The 21464-nt window shown below is 71.2% G+C and carries 24 protein-coding genes and 1 riboswitch; of the genes, 16 read left to right on the top strand and 8 right to left on the bottom strand.

Annotated features, from left to right (window positions below; genetic code table 11):
- Nucleotides 1-30 precede the first annotated feature (30 nt).
- Nucleotides 31-165: riboswitch (cobalamin riboswitch) on the bottom strand.
- An 8-nt stretch (nt 166-173) separates the two neighbouring features.
- Nucleotides 174-1148, top strand: a complete 975-nt coding sequence (locus ACZ5L9_RS17190) for a cation diffusion facilitator family transporter (protein WP_464529929.1) — start codon at nt 174-176, stop codon at nt 1146-1148.
- 7 nt (nt 1149-1155) lie between these two features.
- Here the strand turns inward: ACZ5L9_RS17190 and ACZ5L9_RS17185 are convergent, their stop codons facing one another.
- Nucleotides 1156-1980, bottom strand: coding sequence for an alpha/beta hydrolase (locus ACZ5L9_RS17185; RefSeq protein ID WP_464529926.1), 825 nt, complete (start codon nt 1978-1980; stop codon nt 1156-1158).
- Between the two features lie 110 nt (nt 1981-2090).
- Here ACZ5L9_RS17185 and arr point away from each other — a divergent pair, with 110 nt between their 5' ends.
- Together arr and ACZ5L9_RS17175 are read left to right on the top strand one after the other, a co-directional pair.
- Nucleotides 2091-2525: an NAD(+)--rifampin ADP-ribosyltransferase gene (gene arr, locus ACZ5L9_RS17180; RefSeq protein WP_464529924.1), complete on the top strand. Its 435-nt coding sequence runs from the start codon at nt 2091-2093 to the stop codon at nt 2523-2525.
- Between the two features lie 128 nt (nt 2526-2653).
- Nucleotides 2654-3433, top strand: a complete 780-nt coding sequence (locus tag ACZ5L9_RS17175) for an SDR family NAD(P)-dependent oxidoreductase (protein WP_464529922.1) — start codon at nt 2654-2656, stop codon at nt 3431-3433.
- A 7-nt stretch (nt 3434-3440) separates the two neighbouring features.
- Here the strand turns inward: ACZ5L9_RS17175 and ACZ5L9_RS17170 are convergent, their stop codons facing one another.
- Nucleotides 3441-3896 (bottom strand): Lrp/AsnC family transcriptional regulator, encoded by a 456-nt coding sequence (locus ACZ5L9_RS17170; protein WP_464529920.1) that lies wholly within the window; start codon nt 3894-3896, stop codon nt 3441-3443.
- Nucleotides 3897-3978: 82 nt separating this feature from the next.
- Here ACZ5L9_RS17170 and ACZ5L9_RS17165 point away from each other — a divergent pair, with 82 nt between their 5' ends.
- From ACZ5L9_RS17165 to ybaK, 6 genes are all read left to right on the top strand, one after another.
- Complete coding sequence (locus ACZ5L9_RS17165) at nt 3979-4617, top strand: LysE family translocator (RefSeq protein WP_464529917.1); 639 nt, start codon at nt 3979-3981, stop codon at nt 4615-4617.
- A gap of 16 nt (nt 4618-4633) precedes the next feature.
- A complete protein-coding gene (locus tag ACZ5L9_RS17160; RefSeq protein ID WP_464529914.1) occupies nt 4634-5224 on the top strand; it encodes a class I SAM-dependent methyltransferase in 591 nt (196 codons plus the stop codon).
- Between the two features lie 83 nt (nt 5225-5307).
- Complete coding sequence (locus tag ACZ5L9_RS17155) at nt 5308-5820, top strand: SigE family RNA polymerase sigma factor (protein ID WP_464529911.1); 513 nt, start codon at nt 5308-5310, stop codon at nt 5818-5820.
- Entirely contained in the window at nt 5817-7883 is a 2067-nt protein-coding gene (locus tag ACZ5L9_RS17150) for a beta-propeller domain-containing protein (protein WP_464529909.1), read from the top strand. Before ACZ5L9_RS17155 ends, ACZ5L9_RS17150 begins: the two co-directional genes overlap by 4 nt.
- Nucleotides 7884-7902: 19 nt before the next feature.
- Nucleotides 7903-8421 (top strand): hypothetical protein, encoded by a 519-nt coding sequence (locus ACZ5L9_RS17145; RefSeq protein ID WP_464529907.1) that lies wholly within the window; start codon nt 7903-7905, stop codon nt 8419-8421.
- 50 nt (nt 8422-8471) lie between these two features.
- The gene (ybaK, locus tag ACZ5L9_RS17140; protein ID WP_464529904.1) at nt 8472-8963 is read left to right on the top strand and encodes a Cys-tRNA(Pro) deacylase; all 492 of its coding nucleotides are present in this window, start codon (nt 8472-8474) and stop codon (nt 8961-8963) included.
- A 7-nt stretch (nt 8964-8970) separates the two neighbouring features.
- Here the strand turns inward: ybaK and ACZ5L9_RS17135 are convergent, their stop codons facing one another.
- On the bottom strand, nt 8971-10131 hold the full coding sequence (locus tag ACZ5L9_RS17135; RefSeq protein ID WP_464529902.1) for a GGDEF domain-containing protein: 1161 nt from the start codon (nt 10129-10131) through the stop codon (nt 8971-8973).
- A gap of 138 nt (nt 10132-10269) precedes the next feature.
- Between ACZ5L9_RS17135 and ACZ5L9_RS17130 the strand changes: the two genes are divergently transcribed.
- Together ACZ5L9_RS17130 and ACZ5L9_RS17125 are read left to right on the top strand one after the other, a co-directional pair.
- Nucleotides 10270-11931 carry a SulP family inorganic anion transporter gene (locus ACZ5L9_RS17130; protein WP_464529900.1) on the top strand — a complete coding sequence of 554 codons (1662 nt, stop codon included), beginning with the start codon at nt 10270-10272 and terminating at the stop codon, nt 11929-11931.
- 35 nt (nt 11932-11966) lie between these two features.
- The gene (locus ACZ5L9_RS17125) at nt 11967-13271 is read left to right on the top strand and encodes a M20/M25/M40 family metallo-hydrolase (protein WP_464529898.1); all 1305 of its coding nucleotides are present in this window, start codon (nt 11967-11969) and stop codon (nt 13269-13271) included.
- Between the two features lie 66 nt (nt 13272-13337).
- Here the strand turns inward: ACZ5L9_RS17125 and ACZ5L9_RS17120 are convergent, their stop codons facing one another.
- The 3 genes from ACZ5L9_RS17120 to ACZ5L9_RS17110 are packed head-to-tail and all read right to left on the bottom strand — an operon-like array spanning nt 13338 to nt 15572.
- On the bottom strand, nt 13338-14327 hold the full coding sequence (locus ACZ5L9_RS17120) for a GGDEF domain-containing protein (RefSeq protein WP_464529895.1): 990 nt from the start codon (nt 14325-14327) through the stop codon (nt 13338-13340).
- Between the two features lie 57 nt (nt 14328-14384).
- Complete coding sequence (locus ACZ5L9_RS17115) at nt 14385-14603, bottom strand: DUF5703 family protein (RefSeq protein ID WP_464529892.1); 219 nt, start codon at nt 14601-14603, stop codon at nt 14385-14387.
- Between the two features lie 21 nt (nt 14604-14624).
- Nucleotides 14625-15572, bottom strand: a complete 948-nt coding sequence (locus tag ACZ5L9_RS17110) for an aldo/keto reductase (protein WP_464529890.1) — start codon at nt 15570-15572, stop codon at nt 14625-14627.
- A gap of 103 nt (nt 15573-15675) precedes the next feature.
- Here ACZ5L9_RS17110 and ACZ5L9_RS17105 point away from each other — a divergent pair, with 103 nt between their 5' ends.
- Nucleotides 15676-16497 carry an undecaprenyl-diphosphate phosphatase gene (locus tag ACZ5L9_RS17105; protein ID WP_464529888.1) on the top strand — a complete coding sequence of 274 codons (822 nt, stop codon included), beginning with the start codon at nt 15676-15678 and terminating at the stop codon, nt 16495-16497.
- On the opposite strand, the gene ACZ5L9_RS17100 is transcribed toward ACZ5L9_RS17105, so the two are convergent.
- Nucleotides 16498-16824, bottom strand: coding sequence for a hypothetical protein (locus ACZ5L9_RS17100; protein ID WP_464529886.1), 327 nt, complete (start codon nt 16822-16824; stop codon nt 16498-16500).
- Nucleotides 16825-16988: 164 nt separating this feature from the next.
- The gene (gene corA, locus ACZ5L9_RS17095; protein WP_464529884.1) at nt 16989-17972 is read right to left on the bottom strand and encodes a magnesium/cobalt transporter CorA; all 984 of its coding nucleotides are present in this window, start codon (nt 17970-17972) and stop codon (nt 16989-16991) included.
- 43 nt (nt 17973-18015) lie between these two features.
- Between corA and ACZ5L9_RS17090 the strand changes: the two genes are divergently transcribed.
- From ACZ5L9_RS17090 to mshC, 4 genes are read left to right on the top strand one after another with little or no spacing between them, the layout of a single operon-like run.
- Entirely contained in the window at nt 18016-18768 is a 753-nt protein-coding gene (locus ACZ5L9_RS17090) for a histidine phosphatase family protein (protein WP_464529880.1), read from the top strand.
- A gap of 9 nt (nt 18769-18777) precedes the next feature.
- Nucleotides 18778-19362, top strand: coding sequence for a DUF3090 domain-containing protein (locus tag ACZ5L9_RS17085; protein WP_464529877.1), 585 nt, complete (start codon nt 18778-18780; stop codon nt 19360-19362).
- A 4-nt stretch (nt 19363-19366) separates the two neighbouring features.
- The gene (locus ACZ5L9_RS17080) at nt 19367-20149 is read left to right on the top strand and encodes an SCO1664 family protein (protein ID WP_464529874.1); all 783 of its coding nucleotides are present in this window, start codon (nt 19367-19369) and stop codon (nt 20147-20149) included.
- 22 nt (nt 20150-20171) lie between these two features.
- On the top strand, nt 20172-21422 hold the full coding sequence (mshC, locus tag ACZ5L9_RS17075) for a cysteine--1-D-myo-inosityl 2-amino-2-deoxy-alpha-D-glucopyranoside ligase (protein WP_464529872.1): 1251 nt from the start codon (nt 20172-20174) through the stop codon (nt 21420-21422).
- Nucleotides 21423-21464 lie beyond the last annotated feature (42 nt).

The raw sequence follows: 21464 nt of genomic DNA, 5'->3' as shown, positions 1-21464 counted from the left end.
GCTCCTCCTCGGGGTTCTCGCCCCGTTGATCGGTCGGAAACGCCTGCGGCCAGTGTCTGGCTGCCTCACCCTGGGCCCGGGAAGATCGGACGCGGAGCGAGGTCACAGTGGCGGAACCGCCCCGGACTCACACCGGGTTCCTGCGCCACAGGCACTGCGAACAGTACGGGAGGATGGGCGGCGTGGATCACCAGGGACCGCACGACGGGCACCGCCATGAGCACGAGCATGCACACGGCCATGCGCATGCGCACGGCATCGAGACCGACGCCCGGCGCTCGTACCTGATCGCGGCGCTGGTCCTGCTGCTGGCGTTCATGGCCGCCGAGGTGGTGGTGGCCTTCGCCGCCGACTCCCTCGCGCTCCTCTCCGACGCGGGGCACATGCTCACCGATGCAGGGGCGATCGCTGCTGCGCTCTGGGCGATGAGCCTGGCCGCGCGGCCGGTCTCGGAGCGCTGGACGTACGGGCTGAAGCGTGCCGAGATCGTCGCCGCCGCGGTCAACGGCATCACCATGCTGGTGGTCTCCGGGATCGTGCTCGTGGAGGCGATCCGACGGCTCTTCGCCACCCATCCCGACGTGGCCGGTGTCCCGGTGCTCGTCGTCGCCCTGGTCGGTTGCGTGGTCAACGTCGCCGCCGCCTGGCTGATCGCGCGCGCCAACCGCGCCAGCCTCAACGTCGAGGGCGCCTACCAGCACATCCTCACGGACCTCTACGGCTTCGTCGGCACCGTCATCGCGGCCATCGTGATCCTGGCGACCGGCTGGTCGAGGGCTGACTCGATCGCCTCACTGGTCGTCGTCGGCCTGATGGTCAGCGCCGCATGGGGACTGCTCCGCGAGTCGGGGCGGATCCTGCTCGAGGGCGCCCCGGCCGGGGTCGACCTGACCCAGGTCCGGGCGCACCTGCTCGGCGTCGATCACGTCCGTGAGGTGCACGACCTGCACGCCTGGACGATCACCTCGGGGATGCCGGCGCTGTCGGCCCACGTGGTGATCGACGACGGCTGCTTCCTCGACGGGCACGCGCCTCGCCTGCTCGACGCCCTGCAGGAGTGCCTCGGCGGTCATTTCGACGTCGAGCACTCCACGTTCCAGTTCGAGCAGGCGAGTCACGCCGAGCACGAGCCCGGCGCACACGGCTGAGCCTGGCTCAGGCGGCGGCGGCCTGCTTGTCCAGCCAGTCAAGGACGTCGTCGGCGACCTCGATCCAGCCGTGGTCGAGGGTCAGCGAGTGGCCGCGGTCGGGGTACTGCTTGAGCTCGGTCACGGCGCTCGACTTGCCGTAGAGCTTGTACGCGGCGCGGGTGACGACGTCGGGCACGGTGTGGTCGAGCTTCCCGGAGATCATCAGCAGCGGGCCGCGGGTGTTGTTGTCGGTGGCCACCTTGGCCGGCGACTTGCCGCTGAAGTTCGCGAACGCCGCCTCGAAGAGTGGCCGCCCGGGCGAGGGGATGGTGTGCGCGTCCCAGAGCGCGTCGGACTCCTGCTCGGGGAGCGCGTTGCCGAAGCCGTACCGGAACTGCGGCTTGGTCAGCGCGACGGACTTCTTCTTGTTGCCCGGGTTGCCCAGCACCGGGAAGCCCGAGCGCAGCTGGGCGAGCGGCAGCGGCAGGACGCCCTTGATCTGCGCCGGGTCGATCGCGACGCCCGCGCGGCCCAGGCCCATGCCGAGCAGCTTCTGGACGAACAGGCCGCCGAACGAGTGCCCGACGAGGACGGGGGCCTCCGGCAGCTCGCTGATGATCGCAGCGTAGTGCTGGGTGACCTGGTCGATGCCGACGCCGGCGACGGCCTTCGGGTTGGCGCGCGCCTCGGCCACGGTGGCCGGCTCGTGCGGCCAGCCGGGCGCGATCGGCGCGTAGCCGCGGCTCTCGAACCGGTCGATCCACGGCTGCCAGCTGCTGGCGTGCAGCCACAGGCCGTGGATGAAGACGACGGGGGTCTTGGCGGGCTGCGCGGAGTCCTGCTGTGACATCGGTTGCCTCTCGGAGGGTGGGGGACCGGGTGCCGCTGCCGTACTAGACGGCAGCCTGCACCCTGGCGGGTGCCGCCGCCAGTCCCGTTTTGCTGGGTAGGGTCGGAGGCGTGAGTACGGGGACAGAGCCGGTGCCGTTCGAGACCTACCGCGAGGGCGTCTACCTCCATGGCACGAAGGCCGCGCTGGAGGTCGGCGGGCTGCTCGTGGCCGGGCGTGAGTCGAACTACGAGGCCGGCCGGATCATGAACTTCATCTACTTCACCGCCACCCTCGATGCCGCCGTGTGGGGCGCGGAGATGGCCCAGGGCGAGGGCCGCGGCCGGATCTACCTGGTCGAGCCGACGGGGGACTTCGAGGACGACCCCAACGTCACCGACAAGAAGCTGCCGGGCAACCCGACGCAGTCCTTCCGCAGCCGGATGCCGCTGCGGGTCGTCGGCGAGCTCGAGGACTGGACCGGGCACTCGCCCGAGCGGCTCCAGGCGATGCGCGACGGCCTGGCCGGCCTGCGCGAGCGCGGCGAGGCCGTCATCTACGACTGATCGACCGGGCTGATCGTGCCCGTTCGGTCTCCGAGGGAGGAACGATCACGGGCACGGGCTCATCCTGCTCCGAGCGGCCAGGACGTGGGCCTCGACAAGCATGTCGCACCGGCACCACAGTGATCGCTATGGAGCTGGGACTGGGCGGCCGTCGCGCCGTGGTGACGGGAGCGAGCCGAGGGATCGGGCTGGCCATCGCGAGGGCACTGGTGGCCGAGGGGGTGCACGTCACGGCCGGTTCCACCAAGGGGTCGGCCGAGCTGGATGAGCTCGCCGAGGGCGGGCGGTTGAACAGCGTGCTCGTCGATCTCTCGAAGCCCGACGGGCCGGCCGAGCTGGTCGCGGCCGCGGGCGGCACCGTCGACCTCCTGGTCAACAACGTCGGCGCGGCCAAGCCCCGCCTCGGCGGGTTCACCGAGATCACCGACGAGCAGTGGCTGCAGAGCCTGACGCTCAACCTGCTGGCGGCCGTACGGACCACCCGCGCCGTGGTGCCCGGCATGGTCGCGCGGGGCAAGGGCGACATCGTCACGATCAGCTCGGTCAACGCCACGCTGTCCGACCCGCTGGTCCTCGACTACAGCGCCGCGAAGGCCGCGCTGTCCAGCTTCTGCAAGGGACTCTCGAAGGAGGTCGGGCCGCACGGCGTCCGGGTGAACACGATCAGCCCCGGCCCGGTCGCCACCGACCTCTGGCTCGGCAACGACGGCGTCGCCCAGACGCTCTCGGCGGCGAGCGGCGGCAAGGCCGACGACGTGGTCGCAGGCGCCGAGAGCGCGATGGTGACCGGTCGCTTCACCCGGCCCGACGAGATCGCCCACACCGTGCTGATGCTGGCCAGCGACCTCACCGGCAACATCACCGGCGCGGACGTGAGGATCGACGGAGGGATGATCACCACCTGGTGACCCTCGATCACACCACCGGCACGGTCCGCTCGGGACCGATCCGCTTCATCACGATCGTCGAGGTGAGCCGCTTGGCACCCGGCAGGTGGCTGAGCGAGCGGTCGTAGAGCTCCTGATAGCCGGCCAGGTCCTTGGTCAGCACCCGGATCATGAAGTCGGGCTCGCCGAAGAGCCGCTCGGCCTCGATCACGTTGGGCAGGCGCGTGACGGCTTCCTCGAACTCCGAGATCGCGTGTACGTCGGAGCGGTCGAGGGTGATGAAGACGATGGTCTCGAAGTCGAGCCCGACGGCCGTCGGAGAGACGACGGCCCGGTAGCGCTGGATGGCGCCGGACTGCTCGAGCTCCTTGAGCCGGCGGTGGCAGGCCGAGAGGCTGAGGCCGACGGTGGAGGCGAGGTCGGTGACACTCATCCGGCCGTCGTCCTGCATCAGGGAGAGAATCTTCCGGTCGAGCGCATCCATGGCGATAATCCTTCCACTGGATCGCGCCAATCGCGACCATCCGCGAAGCACATTTCGCCGAATTCTTCGTACCTTTCCCACCATGGAGATGTCGGCCGTCCTCGGCTTCGCAGCGATCGCCCTGACGATGATCGCCGTCCCCGGCCCGGACTGGGCCTACGTCCTCGCCGTGGGTGCCCGGGACCGGGTGATCGTGCCGGCCGTCGGCGGTCTGATGGTGGGCTACGTGCTCATCACGCTGGTCGTCTCGGTGGGTGTCGGCGGGCTCATCGCCGCCCAGCCGATCGCGCTGGCGGTCCTCACCGCCGTCGGTGCGCTCTACCTGATCCGGCTCGGCATCGGCACCCTGCGCGCCGCCCGTACGGCCGCCTTCGGCGCCGCCCCTGTGACGGGTCCGGGCGCGCTCGCCGCACGCGGGTACTTCACGCGGGGCATCGCGGTCAGCGGCCTCAACCCCAAGGGCGTGCTCATCTTCGTCTCGATCCTGCCGCAGTTCGCGCACGCGCAGGACACCTGGCCGATGCCGCTCCAGCTCGCCTTCCTCGGCATCGTCTTCGTCGTGCTCGCGGGCTCGTTCTACCTGCCGATGGGCGTGGTGATGGAGCGCGTCCTGCGCGCCCGGCCGGGGATCGCCGCGGTCGTCACGCGGGTCGCCGGCGCAGCGATGATCCTGGTCGGGATCTCCCTGCTCGCGGAGCGAGCCGTGGTCGCCCTCGGGTAGCGGTAGCGTCGGTGGCATGCCCGTGATGTCGGTGGTCGAGCGCACGTTCTGCCGCAGCGCACCGTGGCGGCTCTTCGCCGAGCGGGTCGTGCTGCCCTGGGCCCTCGCCGGGGACGACCTGCGCGGCGATGTCCTCGAGATCGGCGGCGGGACCGGCGCGATGGCGGCCGGGGTCATCGGCCGCTTCCCGCAGATCCGGCTCACCGTCACCGACATCGACCCGGTGATGGTCGAGGCCGCCCGCAAGAGGCTCAGCGCCCACCCCCAGGTGATGGTCGACCGGGCCGACGTGACCTCGCTGCCCTACCCGGACGCCAGCCGCGACGTGGTCACGTCGTACCTGATGCTCCACCACGTCGTCGACTGGCGTCCCGCACTCGCCGAGGCGCTGCGGGTGCTTCGCCCGGGCGGTCGCCTCGTCGGGTACGACCTCACCGACACCGCGCTCGCGCGCGTCGTGCACCGGCTCGACGGCTCGCCGGTCAGCATCATCGGCGCCGACGAGCTCCGCGCCGGACTCACCGAGGCGGGCTTCGCAGGCATCACGCTCGAGACATCGATGCACGGACACCTGATGCGCTTCGAGGCCCTCCGCCCGCCGGCCTAGAGAATCGGGACGCGAGGGAACCGAACCGCGCCGAGCCTGCGTCGTACTGTCAGCCGAGGCAGACGATCGAGGAGCGGAACGGGATGGTGGATGAGGCGGAGTACGCCGCGTTCGTGACCGAGCGCTGGTCGGCCCTCGTGAAGGCGGCCGTCTTCCTCGGCGCCATGCCGCACGAGGCCGAGGACCTGGCCCAGGCGACGCTGCTCAAGTGCTACCGCAAGTGGGATCTCGTGGCCCGGGCCGACGACCGTGAGGGCTACGTCTACCGGATCCTGCTCAACACGCTGCGCTCGGAGCGGCGTACGGCCTGGTACCGCAAGCGCAGCCACGCCCCCGTCGACGAGGCGCGCGGCGAGGCGACGGCCGACGGCGCCGAGGCCGCAGCCCTCGCCGACGCGGTCCATCGCGCGCTCGGCACCCTCACCAAGGAGCAGCGCGACGTCGTCGTGCTGCGCTACTTCGTCCAGCTGACCGAGGCCCAGACGGCCCAGGTGCTCGGCGTCCCCGCGGGGACCGTCAAGAGCCGCCTGTCGCGCTCCCTGGCCAAGCTCAGCGCCAGCCACCATCTCGCGGACGTCTCCGGAGGCATGTCATGACCGATCTCGAGGAGCTCTGGGACGACTACCCGGGCGGCGAGCCGCCGGTCGCGGACCTCCTGCGCAAGGGGCGCGCCGAGGCACGAGCGCGCCGCCGTCGCTATCTCGTACGACCGCTGCTCGTCGGCGCGACCGCCGCCGCGGTGGCCTCGGCCTTCGTCGTCGGGACCCACGTGCAGGATGGCGCGCCCGACAGCACCGCCTCGTCCGCCGACAGCGGAGCGGACGCCGGTGCTGACAACGCGGCCGGCGGTGCGCTCGCCGCACCGGCGCTGCGCCACAGCGCGTTCCAGGCCGACCTGCAGCCGGCGGACACGTGCGCCGCGCTGTTGAGGAGCTACCAGGACCGGGCGCTGAAGCAGGTCGGTCCGTACGGCTGGACGGGCGATGGCGTCCTGCAGAGCCGGCAGGCGGACTTCGCGGCCGCCGCCCCACTCGCATCCAGCAAGGGCGCCGACGTCTCGGGCCGAGCCGACGGCGTAGCCAACGGCGTCACGGGCACCAACGTCCAGGAGGCGTTGGTCGACGAGCCCGATCGGGTGAAGACCAACGGCACCCTGCTGGTCCGCGCCGGACACGACGGCATCAAGGTGTACGACGTCTCCGGCGCGGAGGTGCGCCTCGATGCCACGCTCACGTTGCCCGACCTGCAGGATCCGCAACTGCTGCTCGATGGCACCACGCTGGTCGCGCTCGGCACCGACACCGCGAGGAGCGCGACGGCCGCCACGCTCGCCCCGTACGGCGGTGGCACCCGCGTCACGACGGTCTCGCTCGCCGACGCCGGGCGCCCGAGTATCACCTCGCAGGTCCGCTACTCCGGCACCCTGGACACCGCCCGGCTGCAGGGCACCGACGTGCACCTCGTGCTCGCCGACAGCCTTCCGGACCTGAGCTTCGTCCAGCCCCACCTCGGTGACGGCTCGGCGGGTGGGCTGAGCGAGAAGGAGGCCGCCGCGCGCAACCGCGAGATCGTGAAGGCCACCACCCTCGACGACTGGCTGCCGCGATACGACGACGGCACCGGCAGCCGCCCGCTGCTCGCCTGCGACCGGGTGGCGCTGCCGCCGGCCGGCGTCGCGCTCGGCACCGAGAGCGTCGTCGGCTTCGACGTCGCTCGCCCGACCACGCCGGCGGCTATCGGGATCGCCGGCACCACCGCCCTCGCGTACGAGTCAGCGGACCGGCTCTACCTCACCACCGGAGGCTCCGGGGGCTGCATGGACTGCCCGCAGCCTCCGGTCGACGGGCGCTTCGCGATGCCCGGCGGCCCCGAAGCGAGGACGACGATCTTCCAGCTCGACCTCGACGGCATCCACGCGACCCACGTCGCCACCGGCACGGTCGACGGCTCCGTCGCGGACCGCTGGTCGATGGACGAGGCCGACGGCGTCCTGCGGGTCGCCACGACCGAGTCCACGAAGGGCGGGCAGCAGAGCTCGGTGGTCACGATGCGGCCCGACGGCGACAAGCTGGTCGAGATCGGCCGCCTCGACGGCCTGGGCGTCAACGAGACCCTCACGGCCGCGCGCTGGTTCGACGATCTCGCGGTGCTCTCGACGGCCCGTCAGACGGATCCGCTCTTCACCGTCGACCTCACCGATCCGGCGCACCCGACCCTCCTGGGCGCGCTGCACATCCCCGGCTTCTCCGACTATTTCCACCCGATCGGGGACGACCAACTCCTCGGCATCGGGCAGGCCGTCTCGTTTGAGAACAGCGACGAGCGCGAGCAGGCCCAGGTCGGGCTCTTCGACATCGGTGACCTCACCGACGTGAAGCAGGTCGCGGTGGACAGCCTCGGGCAGTGGACCTGGCCGTACGCCGGTGAGGATCCGCACGCGTTCACGTGGCTCCCGGACCGGTCGACAGCGATCACGTCGTTCGTCACCCGCGACGGATCGGCACTTCTGGGTATCTACCAGGTGGACGGCTCGACGCTGAGCCAGAAGCTGATCCCGCTCGAGGACCATCGCCACGCCATGACCGTACGCACGATGGAGCTGCCCTCCGGCAAGGTCGTGCTGATGGCCGGTGGACGGGTCTCCTTCCTGGACGTCTGAACCACCGGAGGAGCAGCAGATGGCACGCACCGCACGACCGAAGGTCCTCGCAGCGCTGGCGGCAACCCTGGTGGCCGGCCTCGGGTTCACCGCCCCGGCGGCGCAGGCCGGCACCAATACCGCGCCGGTGGTGTTCCACGGCGACGGGCTCGCGGTGAGGCTCGACCACCGGCCCGCAGCACTGCAACGCACCACGCCGTCCTTCCGCCGCTTCCTGGGCCGTGAGCTGCATGAGCTCTGGTCCTGGGACCACGACAGCGCCGCGTGCCGCGAAGCACCGCTCGTCTCGGTACTCGAGTTCCGCCGGACCGTCGCGTACTTCGACGAAGGCGTCTACGCGGTGAAGGGGCACCCGGCGTGTGCCGGCGGCGGCAACTGGCAGTTCGCCGTCAAGCGCGACGGCCGCTGGAGCAGCCCGCGAGCCCTGGGCGGCCAGGACGTCCCGTCCTGTCACCGGCTCCGGAAGTGGGACATCCCGCGGATGTCGGGCGCGAAGCAGTGCTACGCCGGCGACGCGCTCGTCGACTACCGTCCCTGACCGCCCCGGGTCGAGGCCTCGGCCGGACCGAGGCGTGGGATGCTCTGCCGGTGGCCAAGCAGAAGACCTCGTCGGGTACGCCGGCGACCGTCGCCCTCACCCGTGCGCGGATGAGCTTCACGGTCCATCCCTACGAGCACGCCGATGACAACACGGCGTACGGCGAGGAGGCGGCCGCGCAGCTCGGCGTCGATCGCAACCGGATCTTCAAGACCCTGATCGCCGACGTCGGCGGCCGGCTGACCGTCGCCGTGGTGCCGGTGGCCCACCAGCTGGACCTGAAGGCACTGGCCCGCGCGGTCGGCGCGAAGAAGGCCGAGATGGCCGATCCGGCTGCGGCCCAGCGCAGCTCCGGCTACGTGCTCGGCGGGATCTCGCCGATCGGGCAGCGCACGTCGCTGGCGACGGTGGTCGACGACGCCGCGCTGGGCCTCCCCACCGTCTTCGTCAGCGCCGGCCGCCGCGGGCTCCAGGTCGAGCTCGCCCCTGCTGACCTGATCGCCGTCACCGGCGCGATCAGCGCACCGATCGCCAGCCCCTGACGCCGGGTCAGGCGCATCGGCGCTCGGTGGCGACCAGGACCCGGCCGCGTCCGGCCGCCTTCGCCTCGTACATGGCGACGTCGGCGCGGCGCAGCGCCGGCTCGATCGACTCATCGGCCCACCAGACCGCCACGCCTGCGCTGAAGGACGCGCCGAGCACGGCGTCCTCGTACCGCAGGCGATCGCTGCCCAGGGCCGCCAGCGCGTCCTCGCCGAGCTCGCAGGCGCGCTCGACCGACTCGCCGGGGATGGCCACCACGAACTCCTCGCCGCCGAACCGGCCCAGCAGCTCGTCGGCCCGCAGCTGCGCGCGGAGCACGGTGGCGACGTGCCGGAGCATGACGTCACCGCCGGCGTGCCCGATGCGGTCGTTGACCCGCTTGAAGTGGTCCAGGTCGAGGAAGAGCAGGGTCATCTCGCCGTTGCGCTCCGCACGCTCATGTGTCGCGGCCGCCAGCCAGGCACGACGGCTCAGGGTCCCGGTGACGAAGTCGGTCGAGGCCAGGCGGGCCTGGTCGTTCACCAGCTGCGCGTGCCCGATCAGCGCCAGCCCGATGAGGAAGACCGGCGCGCCCAGGGCGAGCAGACCGAGGAAGGCGGTGTTCCACGGCGTCGGGTCACCGATGCCGGAGACGTGGTCGAGGCTCAGGGCGTAGACGCCGACCCGCAGGACGTGGATCGCGACCGCCGCCCAGGCGGCGCCGCCGACCAGGTGGGCGCCGTACGCCACGGTCGAGTCGGCCGGCACCGACAGCGTCCGGGCGATCATCGTGAACAGCACCGCCCCGGCCGCCGAGACCACCATGATCCGGACCGTCGTGGAGGCGCCGATCACGAGGAGCAGGACGTAGAGCGCGGCGAACGCGACACCGAGGGCGAGCAGCGCCGTACGCGGCACCGGGCGCTCCACCGTACGTCCGAGAGCAGCCCAGAAGAGCAGTCCGGTGACGCTGAGGCACACGTTGCTCACCACCAGGGCGAGCGTCGTGGGCCACCAGCCGCCGAGCATCCCGAAGACGGCGAGCTCCCCGAACGCCCCGGTCGCCGTCGCGGCCAGCCCGAGCCGGGCGCCGGGAAGCCCTGCACGTCGCTGGGGAAGGAGCATGAGTGCGCCCAGCACGAACCCGAACAGGGTCACCAGGAAGAGCCCGGTCGGTGCGATGCCCATCGGGTTCCCCTGTCCGCCGCTTCCCTGCGACCTCGCGACGTCGCCGCATCCTTCGGCCACGCATGTCGACGAGCAGCCTAGGGCGCGCTGCCCGCGAGTGCCCACCGAGGTGTCCACACCTCGCCTAGGGTGCGAGGCGTGGACCTGCCGATCCTCGCGTGGACCCGCGGCTACCCGCGCACCTGGCTGCGCGGGGACGTCCTCGCCGGTGTGACCGTCGCGGCGTACCTCATCCCGCAGGTGATGGCGAACGCCGAGCTCGCCGGGCTGCCCGCAGAGATCGGGCTGTGGGCCGCGCTGGGCGCCCTGCTCGGCTACGCCCTCCTGGGTGGCTCCCGGCTGCTGTCGATGGGTCCCGAGTCGACTGCCTCGCTGATGACGGCGACCACGCTCGCCGCGGTCCCGGCGGGTGACCGTGGCAGCACCGCTGTCGCGCTGGCCCTGCTGGTCGCGCTCTTCTGCGTGCTCGGCCGCGTGCTGCGGCTGGCGGCGGTCGCCGAGCTGCTCTCCAAGCCGATCCTGGTGGGCTACATGGCCGGCATCGCGGGCGTCATGATCGTGTCGCAGCTCGACGACCTACTCGGCTTCCCCGTCACGGCCGACGGGTTCATCCGGGAGCTCTGGTACGCGCTGCGTCACCTCGATCAGACCCACGCGGCGACGGCGATCCTGTCACTGTCGATGCTCGCCATCCTCCTCGTCTCCAGTCGGCTGTGGCCCCGGGCACCGATCGCCCTGGTCGGGATGCTGGCCGCCACCGCGGTCTCGGCTCTCCTCGACCTGCCCGACCACGGGGTCGCGACCGTGGGCGACATCGCCGGCGGTGTGCCGGGTCTCCACCTGCCGCGGCTCAGCGCCGATGCGTGGTGGGGCCTGGTCGGACCAGCGCTGGCGATCGCCTTCGTGACGTTCACCGACACCATCCTCACCGCCCGTGCCTTCGCCGGCGACGACCGTCCGGACGCCCAGGGCGAGCTGCTCGGGCTGGGCGCCGCCAACCTCGGCGCGGGCCTGCTGCAGGGCTTCCCGGTGAGCAGCAGCGGCTCGCGGACCGCGATCGCGTACGCCGTCGGTGGCCGCTCGCAGCTCACCGGGGTCATCACGTTGGTCGCCACCGGTGTGGCCGTCCTGCTCGCCCGGCCGGTGCTCGAGGCCTTCCCGACCGGGGCCCTGGCCGCCGTCGTCGTCTACGCCGCCGTCCGCCTGGTCGACGTGCGCGAGATGATCCGGTTCTGGCGCTTCCGCCGCTCGGAGCTCGTCCTGGTCCTCGCCACCACGATCGGCGTGCTCATCATCGGCGTCCTCGAAGGCATCCTGGTGGCCGTGGGCCTGTCGGTGCTCGACCTGGTGCGCCGCGTCGCCCGGCCGCACGACGCCGTCCTCGGTATCGTCCCCGGCCTGGCCGGCATGCACGACGTCGAGGACCACGACGACGCCGCGGTGATCCCCGGCCTGGTGATCTACCGCTACGACTCGCCGCTCTTCTTCGCCAACGCGGAGGACTTCCGCACCCGGACGCGCGCCGCGCTGCACGACTACCCGGACACCGCGTGGATGGTGATCAACCTGGAGGCCGTCAGCCGGATCGACGTCACCGCGGCCGATGCCCTCGAGGACGTACGGGGCGATCTGGCCGCCCACGGCGTCGAGATGGGGCTGGCCCGGATGAAGGACGATCTGCGGCAGCGGCTGGCGCCGACCGGGTTCCTCGATCGGATCGGCGAGGATCGGATCTTCCCGACGCTGGCGACCGCCGTGACGGCCTTCCAGGAGTGGCAGCGGGGCCGCGACGTCCCCTGAGACAGCGACGCGGAGCGGCCTGTAGCGTCGGGTGCATGGCTGAGCATCCCGTCGACGCGGAGGTCGTCGACATCTGTCGCGACCTCATCCGGATCGACACCTCGAACTACGGCGACGCGTCCGGGCCTGGGGAGCGCAAGGCCGCCGAACACGTCGCGGGACTCCTCGACGAGGTCGGCATCGACGCGCGCCTGCACGAGTCGGAGCCCGGCCGTACCTCTCTGATCGCGCACTGGGGCGACGCGTCGAGCAGCGAGCCGGCGCTGCTGATCCACGGTCACCTGGACGTCGTGCCCGCGGAGGCCGCCGACTGGAAGGTCGACCCGTTCTCCGGCGAGATCCACGACGACTACGTCTGGGGCCGCGGGGCGGTCGACATGAAGGACTTCGACGCGATGGTGTTGAGCGTCGTGCGCGCCCGCCAGCGCGCCGGCCGTGCGCCCGCGCGCCGGGTCGTGCTCGCCTTCACCGCCGACGAGGAGGCAGGTGGCCACCTGGGCGCGCAGAAGCTCATCGAGGAGATCCCCGACGAGTTCTCCGGCGTCACCGAGGCGATCGGCGAGGTCGGCGGATTCTCCACCACGATCCGCGGACGGCGTCTCTACCTCATCGAGGCCGCCGAGAAGGGGATGGCCTGGATGCGTCTGACCGCACGCGGCACCGCCGGCCACGGCTCGATGATCAACCGCGACAACGCCGTGACCCGCCTCGCCAGCGCCGTCGCCCGGATCGGCACGCACGACTGGCCGGTCCAGCTCACCCCGACGATGCAGACCCTGCTCGCGTCGGTCGCCGAGCTCGTCGGCACCGAGGCCACGCCGGAGAACGCCGAGGCCCTGATCGAGGAGTTCGGTCCGGCCGCCCGGATGATCGGCGCCACGCTGCGTCACGTCACCAACCCGACGATGCTCCAGGCCGGCTACAAGGTGAACGTGATCCCCACCGAGGCGACCGCCCACGTCGACGGCCGCTTCCTGCCGGGCTACGAGGACGAGTTCTTCGCCGAGCTCGCCCGGCTCTGCGGCGAGGGAGTCGACCTCGACTTCGTCTCCAACCAGAAGTCCTGGGAGAGCCCGTACGAGGGGCGGGTGGTCGACGCGATCTCACGCTCGCTGCTGGCCGAGGACCCCGACGCCGCGGTGGCGCCGTACCTCATGTCGGCCGGCACGGACGCCAAGCACTTCACCAAGCTCGGCATCCGTACGTTCGGCTTCGCACCGCTGCGTCTGCCCGAGGACCTCGACTTCACCGGGCTCTTCCACGGCGTGGACGAGCGGGTGCCGGTGGACGGGCTGGAGTTCGGGGCGCGCGTCCTCGACCGGTTCCTCGACGCGGTGTGACCAGCCCGAGTGAACCAGCCCGAGTGAACGGGCCGGCGTGAACGGGCGGTCGAACAGGTCGGATGGTCAGGCGGCGACGATGCGGTCGCGACCGTGGCTCTTGGCCGCGTACAGCGCCTCGTCGGCCCGCTGGATGAGCTCGACCACCGTCTCGCCGAGGCGATACTCGGCCATCCCGATCGAGCAGGTCTGATCCAGGGGGACGTTCGTCCTGATCTCGTCGGCCACGCGGCGCGCCTCGATCCGATCGCCGATCGCGAGCGCGAACTCCTCGCCGCCCCAGCGGGCCGCGATGGCCGCCTCCGGCAGCGCCGTCTCGATCATCTCGGCGAACGCGACCAGCATGTCATCGCCGGCGAGGTGGCCGTGGGCGTCGTTGAACTGCTTGAAGTGGTCCAGGTCGACCAGCAGCACGACCGCCGAGGGACCCTTGGCCAGGAGCGGTGGCAGCTGCTCGTCCCACGAGCGGCGGTTCGCCAGGCCGGTGAGCGGGTCGGTGGCGGCGAGCCGCTCCATCTCGCGCTGCGCCGCACGCAGGTCGTCGGCGAGCCACGCGGGCGCCTCGCTGACTGCGATGTAGACGCAGATGGCGATGGCGAGCCGTACGGCCAGCTGTGAGGTCGGCAGCTCGCGGTAGACCAGCAGGTAGCTGGTCACCGCCGGCGCCAGCATGATCAGCGAGATCCCGCGCGACTGGGTCAGCCCCGCGAACAGGAAGGCGAGGAACAGCGTGCCCATGCTGAGCGTGGCGGCGATGGGTGCGAGGAACGAGGCGACCGTCATGCCGATCATCACCGCGATCGGCCACACCAGCAGGACGGCCCGGACCGGCGATCGCCCGACGATCGCCCAGAGCACGATGACCGAGGCGAGACTGACGACGTAGTACATCGGCAACGTCGCGTCGAGCTCGCGGGTGGAGGCGGTGGCCAGCAGGCAGCCCGTGGCGATGAGGCAGACGCCGATCGCACCGCGACGGTGCCACAGCGGGAGGTTCCGCACTGCGGGTTCGGAGCGGCGACCGGGAGCGGAGGGTGTGCTGGGGGGCGCGGGCATCGGCGACATCGTAAGGATTCCAGGTGGGTTACCGGCGAGTTATCCAGAAACCGGCCGTCAGGCGGTGCGGACGGCTCGGATGATCCGGCGGCGCAGGATCACACGGCGGATCCCGTCGTTGCCGATGCGCAGACGGTCCAGCTCCCAGCCGCCGTGCTCGGCACGCTCGACGAGGAGCTTGGCCACCATGTTGCGGGAGAGCTCGCGGTCGAAGACGACCTTGTCGAACTCCCACTCCACGCCGGGGCGTGGCGCTCGGCGCTCGTGCTTACTCATGAAATCCTCATCGGCCGTGACTCAGTCACCTGAGACATCGTCGAGGGCTGCGGCGATCTCGAACGGGAGTGCCTTCTCCACCACGCCCAGCGCGCTGTGGAGCTGGGCGGCGGTGCGGGCGCCGACGATCGGGGCGGTGACACCGGGCCGGTCACGGACCCAGGCCAGCGCGACCTGCTGAGCGGTCCAGCCGAGGCCCTCGGCGGCGCGAGCCACCGCCTCGACGATGCCACGCCCGCGCTCGTCCAGATAGGCGTCGACACGGCCGGAGAAATCCGAGCGCGCTCCCCGGGAGTCCGACGGGGTGCCGGTGCGGTACTTGCCGGTCAGCACGCCGCCGGCCAGTGGCGACCAGGCCAGGAGGCCGAGGCCGAGGGCGTCGGCGGCCGGTACGACGTCGTACTCGACCTCGCGGGCGAGCAGCGAGTACTGCACCTGCGTGCTCACCAGGGCGGCGCGGCCCGCGACGGCGCGCTGCCACGTCGCGGCCTGCGCGGTCTGCCAGCCGGCGTAGTTGGAGATGCCGACGTAGCGGGCCTTCCCGGAGGTGACCGCGAGATCCAGGGTGGCCAGGGTCTCCTCGAGCGGGGTCTCGTCGGACCAGACGTGCACCTGCCACAGGTCGACGTGATCGGTGCCGAGCCGTCGCAGCGAGCCGTCCAGGCTGTCCAGCAGCCCGCGTCGGCTGGTGTCGACCTGACGTGCCCCACCGCGACGCGAGATGCCCGCCTTGGTGGCCAGCACCAGCTCGTCGCGGGACATCACGTCGCCGATCAGACTCCCGAGGAGCTGCTCGGAGGCCCCGTCCGCATAACCGGCTGCGGTGTCGACGAGCGTGCCGCCGGCCTCGGCGAAGGCGATGAGCTGGTCGCGGGCCTCGTGCTCGTCGGTGTCCCGGCCCCACGTCATGGTGCCGAGTCCGAGGGCGGAGACCTTGAGCCCGGAGGCTCCGACGGCGCGCTGCTGCATGCGGAAGAAGATAGTCGGCACGCCGAGAGACCCGCGTCCAGGCTCGCCGCAGGTGCCACCACATAGGCTTCTCGGCGACCTGCCGCTGAGCTGAGAGCGACTGATGAACTACCTGGAATCGATCGTGCTGGGCGTCGTCGAGGGACTCACCGAGTTCCTCCCGGTGTCGAGCACGGGCCACCTGACCATCGCCGAGAAGATCCTCGGACTGCCCATCGACGACGACGGGGTCACCGCGTACACCGCCGTCATCCAGATGGGGGCCATCGCGGCCGTCGTCCTCTACTTCTTCAAGGACATCGTCTCGATCGTCCGCGGCTGGTTCGGCGGTGTCTTCCAGGCCTCGCGGCGCGGCACGCTCGAGTACCGGATGGGCTGGTACACGATCGTCGGCACCATCCCGATCGGCATCGTCGGCCTCCTGGCCAAGGACCTCATCTCCGGGCCGCTCCGGTCGCTGTGGTGGGTCGGAGGCGCACTGATCGCATGGAGCGCGGTGATGATCTGGGCCGAGCGGATCGGCAAGCAGGACCGCGGCGAGCGCCAGCTGACCCTCAAGGACGCGGTCATCGTCGGCCTGGTCCAGTGCATCGCGCTGATCCCCGGCGTCTCCCGCTCCGGCGCGACGATCTCCGCCGGCCTCGCGCGCAACCTCGACCGGGTCACCGCGACCCGGTTGAGCTTCTTCCTCTCGATCCCGGCGCTGACCGCCGCGGGGCTCTACGAGCTCAAGGACGTGCACGGCATCTCGGTCGGCCAGACCATCGTCGGCACGCTGGTCGCCTTCGTGGTCGCGTACGCCACCGTCGCCTGGCTGCTGAAGTTCGTCAGCCACCACTCGATCGTGAAGTTCGTGCCCTACCGGGTCACGCTCGGCGTGATCGTGCTGGTCCTGCTCACCACGGGCGTCGTCAGCGCCACCTGATCATCCAGCCTGGCGGTAGTCGTAGTAGCGACCGTGGTAGCGGACCTGGATCTCGGAGTGCGACTGACCGGCGATGGGCAGCAGCACGAGCCCGCCGCCGAAGTCCTTGGTCTTGCTGTCGCCGTTGAGCCACGGCAGCCGCGCCTTGGCACGCTCGGCCCGGTCGTAGAGGCGTCCTTCGAGCCGCAGCGTCGGCGGCGCCGCGTCCGGGCGCAGCCGCCATTCGCCGGTCTGCTCGTGCACCCGGTGCATCCGGAAGCTGACCGCCAGCGCGCACACGGCCCCGAACGAGGCGACGATCAGGAGCATCCTCAACAGCGTCTTCACGGCGCGGGAGGCTAGGGCCGCCGACCCTGCAGCAACCTGACCGCGTGCCGGACGACAGCCGGCGCCGTCCGCGCGGCGATGACCACGGTAGCCGGGTGTTCAACAAGGTCGGCGGCAGTGCCCGAGGATCCGGCGGACTCCGCGGCAGCGCGTGTGATGCGCCATCACAGCCAGCCCGACCTCCGGAACCACCACCACAGCCCGGTGACGGATGCCGCCATCAGGATGAGGGCGTACGCGTAGCCGTAGTGCCAGTGCAGCTCCGGCATGTTGTCGAAGTTCATGCCGTAGACGCCGGCCACCAGCGTCGGGACGACGATGATCGCGGCACCGGCCGAGATCTTGCGCATGTCGTCGTTCTGCTGGACCTGGATCCGGGCCAGGTGGGCGTCGAAGGCCGACGACAGCAGCATCTCGAGGCTGTCGACGGCCTCGGCGCCCTGATTGAGGTGGTCGAGCACGTCGCGGAAGAACGGACGGATGTCGTCGTCGATGTCGCCCTCGTCGTGCTCGGCGATCGTGAACCGCCGGATCGGGTCGCGCAACGGCACCACCGCACGGCGGACCTCGACGAGCTCGCGCTTGAGCTTGTAGATCCGCTCGGAGTCGCTCGTCCGAGCCGCGGAGAACACCGACGTCTCGACCTCGTCGACGTCCTTGGTGAGCTCGGTGATCACGCTGACGTAGCCGTCGACCACGTGGTCCGCGACCGCGTAGATCGCCGAGGAGGGGCCCTGCGTGAGCAGACGCCGCTCGTCGCTCTCCAGGAGGTGGCGCGCCGGGGCGAGCTGCGAGCCGCGGCCGTGGCGCACGGTGACGACGAAGTCGCGCCCCATGAAGACGTTGATCTCGCCGGTCTCGACCGCGTCGTCCGCGTCCACGTACCAGAGCGTCTTGAGCACCAGGAAGAGCACCTCGCCGTATCGCTCCAGCTTCGGGCGCTGATGCGCGGTGAGGGCATCCTCGACCGCGAGCGGGTGCAGGCCGAACGCCTCCGCCACCTCGCCGAGCTCGCGCTCGCTGGGGCGGTAGAGGCCCAGCCACACGAAGTCGCCCTCGCTCTGTACGCCCTCACGCATCACGGAGAACTCATGGGGATGGCAGGCGAGCTCCACGCGCTCGCCGTTGCGGTAGAGGGCAGAGTCCACGATCACAACATCGCAGCCTAGAGGCCGCGGATAGTGTGCACGCATGGCGACGCTCATCCTGGTGCGACACGGCCGTACGACGGCGAACGCGAGCGGCACCCTCGCAGGCCGGACGCCCGGGGTGCGGCTCGACGACCTCGGCCGTCAGCAGGCCGACAAGGCGGGCCAGCGGCTCGCCGGCGTGAAACTCACCTCGGTCGTCTCCAGCCCGCTCGAACGCTGCCAGGAGACGGCGAAGGCGCTGCTCGCCGCGCGGCCGGTCGCGGACGAGCAGTTCCCGGTGCCGCTGCACACCGACGAGGCGATCACCGAGTGCGACTACGGCGAGTGGCAGGGCCACACACTCAAGGAGCTCGCCAAGGAGACGCTCTGGAAGACGGTGCAGACCCAGCCGTCCGCCGCGGCGTTCCCCGGCGGAGAGTCGATGCTGGCGATGCAGGCCCGCTCGGTGGCGGCCGTACGCCGCCACGACGCGGCGATCACCGGCACACACGGCGCGGACGCGATCTGGGTGGCGGTCAGCCACGGCGACATCATCAAGTCGATCCTCGCCGATGCGCTCGGCATGCACCTCGACCTCTTCCAGCGCCTCCACGTCGACCCGGCGTCGATCTCGGTGATCCGCTACACCGACGCCCGGCCGTTCGTCCTCGCCACCAACACCCACGACGGCGACCTGGCCTGGCTCAACCCCGCGCCTCGCAAGCCCGGCGGGTCGGCGGACGAGAAGGGTGACGAGGGCGCCGATGACGCCGATGACGCAGCGGTCGGCGGTGGCGCGGGGCCCGGCAAGTAGGGTCGAGCCATGCCCGTCGTCCACTCCTTCGACCCGCCCGAGCGCTTCATCACCGGCACCGTCGGCGAGCCCGGCGCCCGGACCTTCTTCCTCCAGGCCCGCAGCGGCGCCCAGCTGATCAGCGTCTCGCTCGAGAAGCAACAGGTGGCGGTCCTCGCCGAACGGATCGACGAGCTGCTCGACGAGGTGATGCGCAGCGCGAGCGCCGACACCGTCGTGCCCGCCGTGGCGCCGTTCGGGCTGGACGACAACGCCCCGCTCGAGCAGCCGATCGCCGAGGAGTTCCGGGTCGGCACGATGACGCTGTCCTGGGATCCCGACGACGAGCGCGTCGTCCTGGAGATCTTCCCGATCGACACCGACCCCATCGAGGACGGGCCGAGCGTCGCCGAGGTGCCTGCCGAGGAGAGCGAGCCCGACGAGATGCTGCTGGTGCGGCTCGAGCCCGCGCACGCGCGTGCGTTCGTGAAGCGCGCCAGCCTGGTCGTCGAGGCCGGTCGACCCTCCTGCCCGTTCTGCGGCGGCCCGATCGACCCCGAGGGTCACCTCTGCGTACGTGCCAACGGCTTCAAGCGGCGTCTCAGCGAGGACTGACCGGGTGAGCGATCCCGTGACCGAGTCGTCGATCGACCTGATGGCCGGGGAGCTGGTGCTCCACGGTCGGATCACCAGCGCCTCGAACGCCACCTTCCTCGGCTCCATCGAGGGCACCGCCGTCGTCTACAAGCCGCTGCGCGGCGAACGGCCGCTGTGGGACTTCCCGGACGGCAACCTGGCCCACCGCGAGGTGGCTGCGTACCTCCTCTCCGAGATGACCGGCTGGGACGTCGTCCCCGAGACCTGGCTCCGCGACGGCCCGCACGGCACCGGCATGGTGCAGCGCTGGTGCGAGACCGACCCCGAGCAGGAGGCCGTCACCCTGATCCCCGCCGGCCCGGTGCCGCTCGGCTACCTGCACGTGTTCGACGGGATCGGATCCGACGACCAACCGGTGTCGCTGATCCACGAGGACACGCCCGAGCTGCGCCGGATGGCCGTCTTCGACGTGCTCGCCAACAACGCCGACCGCAAGGGCGGCCACGTCCTGGAGATGGTCGGTGGCCACCGGTACGGCTGCGACCACGGCCTCACCTTCCACCAGGAGCCCAAGCTGCGCACCGTGCTGTGGGGCTGGACCGGGACGCCCCTGACCGACGAGGAGACCGAGGTCGTCCGTCGCGTGCGAGCCGCGATCGACGGCCCCGAGGGCGACACGCTAGGGGAGTACCTCGCCTACTGGGACGTCGAGGCCCTCGCCGCCCGCTGCGATCGGCTCCTCGCCGCCGGCACCATGCCGGCACCCACGGATGACTGGCACGTGATCCCCTGGCCGCCGTTCTAGCCCTCTCCCTTAGGCTCTGAGCATGCGCGCCTGGTCTGCACCCGACGTTCCCGCTCTGCCGGTCACCGCCCCGGCGGTGCGGCTGTTCGACACCGCCCGTCAGGACGTCGTCGAGGTCGGGGCGGCCACACCGGGCGGCGCGGCCTCGCTCTACGTCTGCGGCATCACCCCGTACGACGCCACCCACATGGGGCATGCGAACACGTACGTCGCCTTCGACCTGCTCAACCGGGCCTGGCGCAACGCCGGCCTGGAGGTCGAGTACGCCCAGAACGTCACCGACGTCGATGACCCGCTGCTGGAGCGCGCCGACAAGGTGAAGATCGACTGGCGCGAGCTGGCCGAGCGCGAGACCGAGCTCTTCCGCAAGGACATGGAGGCGCTCCGGGTCCTGCCGCCGGCCAACTACACCGGCGCCGTGGAGTCGATCCCGCTGGTGATCGAGCTGATCAAGCAGCTCGAGGCCGCGGGCGCGGTCTACCAGGTCGACACCGACCTCTACTTCTCGGTCGCCGCCGACGGCGCGTTCGGCGAGGAGTCGCACTACAGCCGCGAGAAGATGCTCGAGATCTTCCCCGAGCGCGGCGGCGACCCGGACCGTACGGGCAAGAAGGACCCGCTCGACGCCCTCGTCTGGCGCGGTGAGCGCCCCGGCGAGCCGAGCTGGGACTCGCCGTGGGGCAAGGGCCGCCCGGGCTGGCATGTCGAGTGCGCCGCGATCGCACGCGAGCACCTGGGTGCCGGCTTCACCGTCCAGGGCGGCGGCTCGGACCTGATCTTCCCGCACCACGAGATGTGCGCCTCGCACGCGCAGGTCGTCGACTCCTCGGCGCCGTTCGCGCAGGCCTACGTCCACTGCGGCATGGTCGGCTACCTCGGCGAGAAGATGTCGAAGTCCAAGGGCAACCTGGTCTTCGTCTCGGCGCTGCGCAACGCCGAGATCGACCCGATGGCGATCCGCCTGGTGCTGCTCCAGCACCACTACCGCACGGACTGGGAGTGGACAGACGAGCTGCTGTTCGCCGCGGTCGACACCGTCCAGCGGTGGCGTACGGCGCTCGCACTGGGGGCCGGAGCCCCGGCCGCTCCGGTGGTGGCCCAGGTCCTCGAGGCGATCGCGAACGACCTCGACGCCCCGCGCGCCGTCGCCGCGGTCCAGGCCTGGGTCGACGCCACCCTCGGCGGCGCGGGCCACCTGGCCCAGCACAGCGACGAGGACGCCGCGGCTCAGATCGGCCTGGTCCTCGACGCCGCCCTCGGCATCAGGCTCTGACGTAGCCAAGCCGTCGCCGAGCTCGTCGAGGCGCCTCGACAA

The sequence above is a fragment of the Nocardioides sp. JCM 18998 genome (assembly GCF_055391535.1).
The sequence above is the reverse complement of the archived record's forward strand: the minus strand, read 5'-3'. Positions and strand labels throughout refer to the sequence as shown.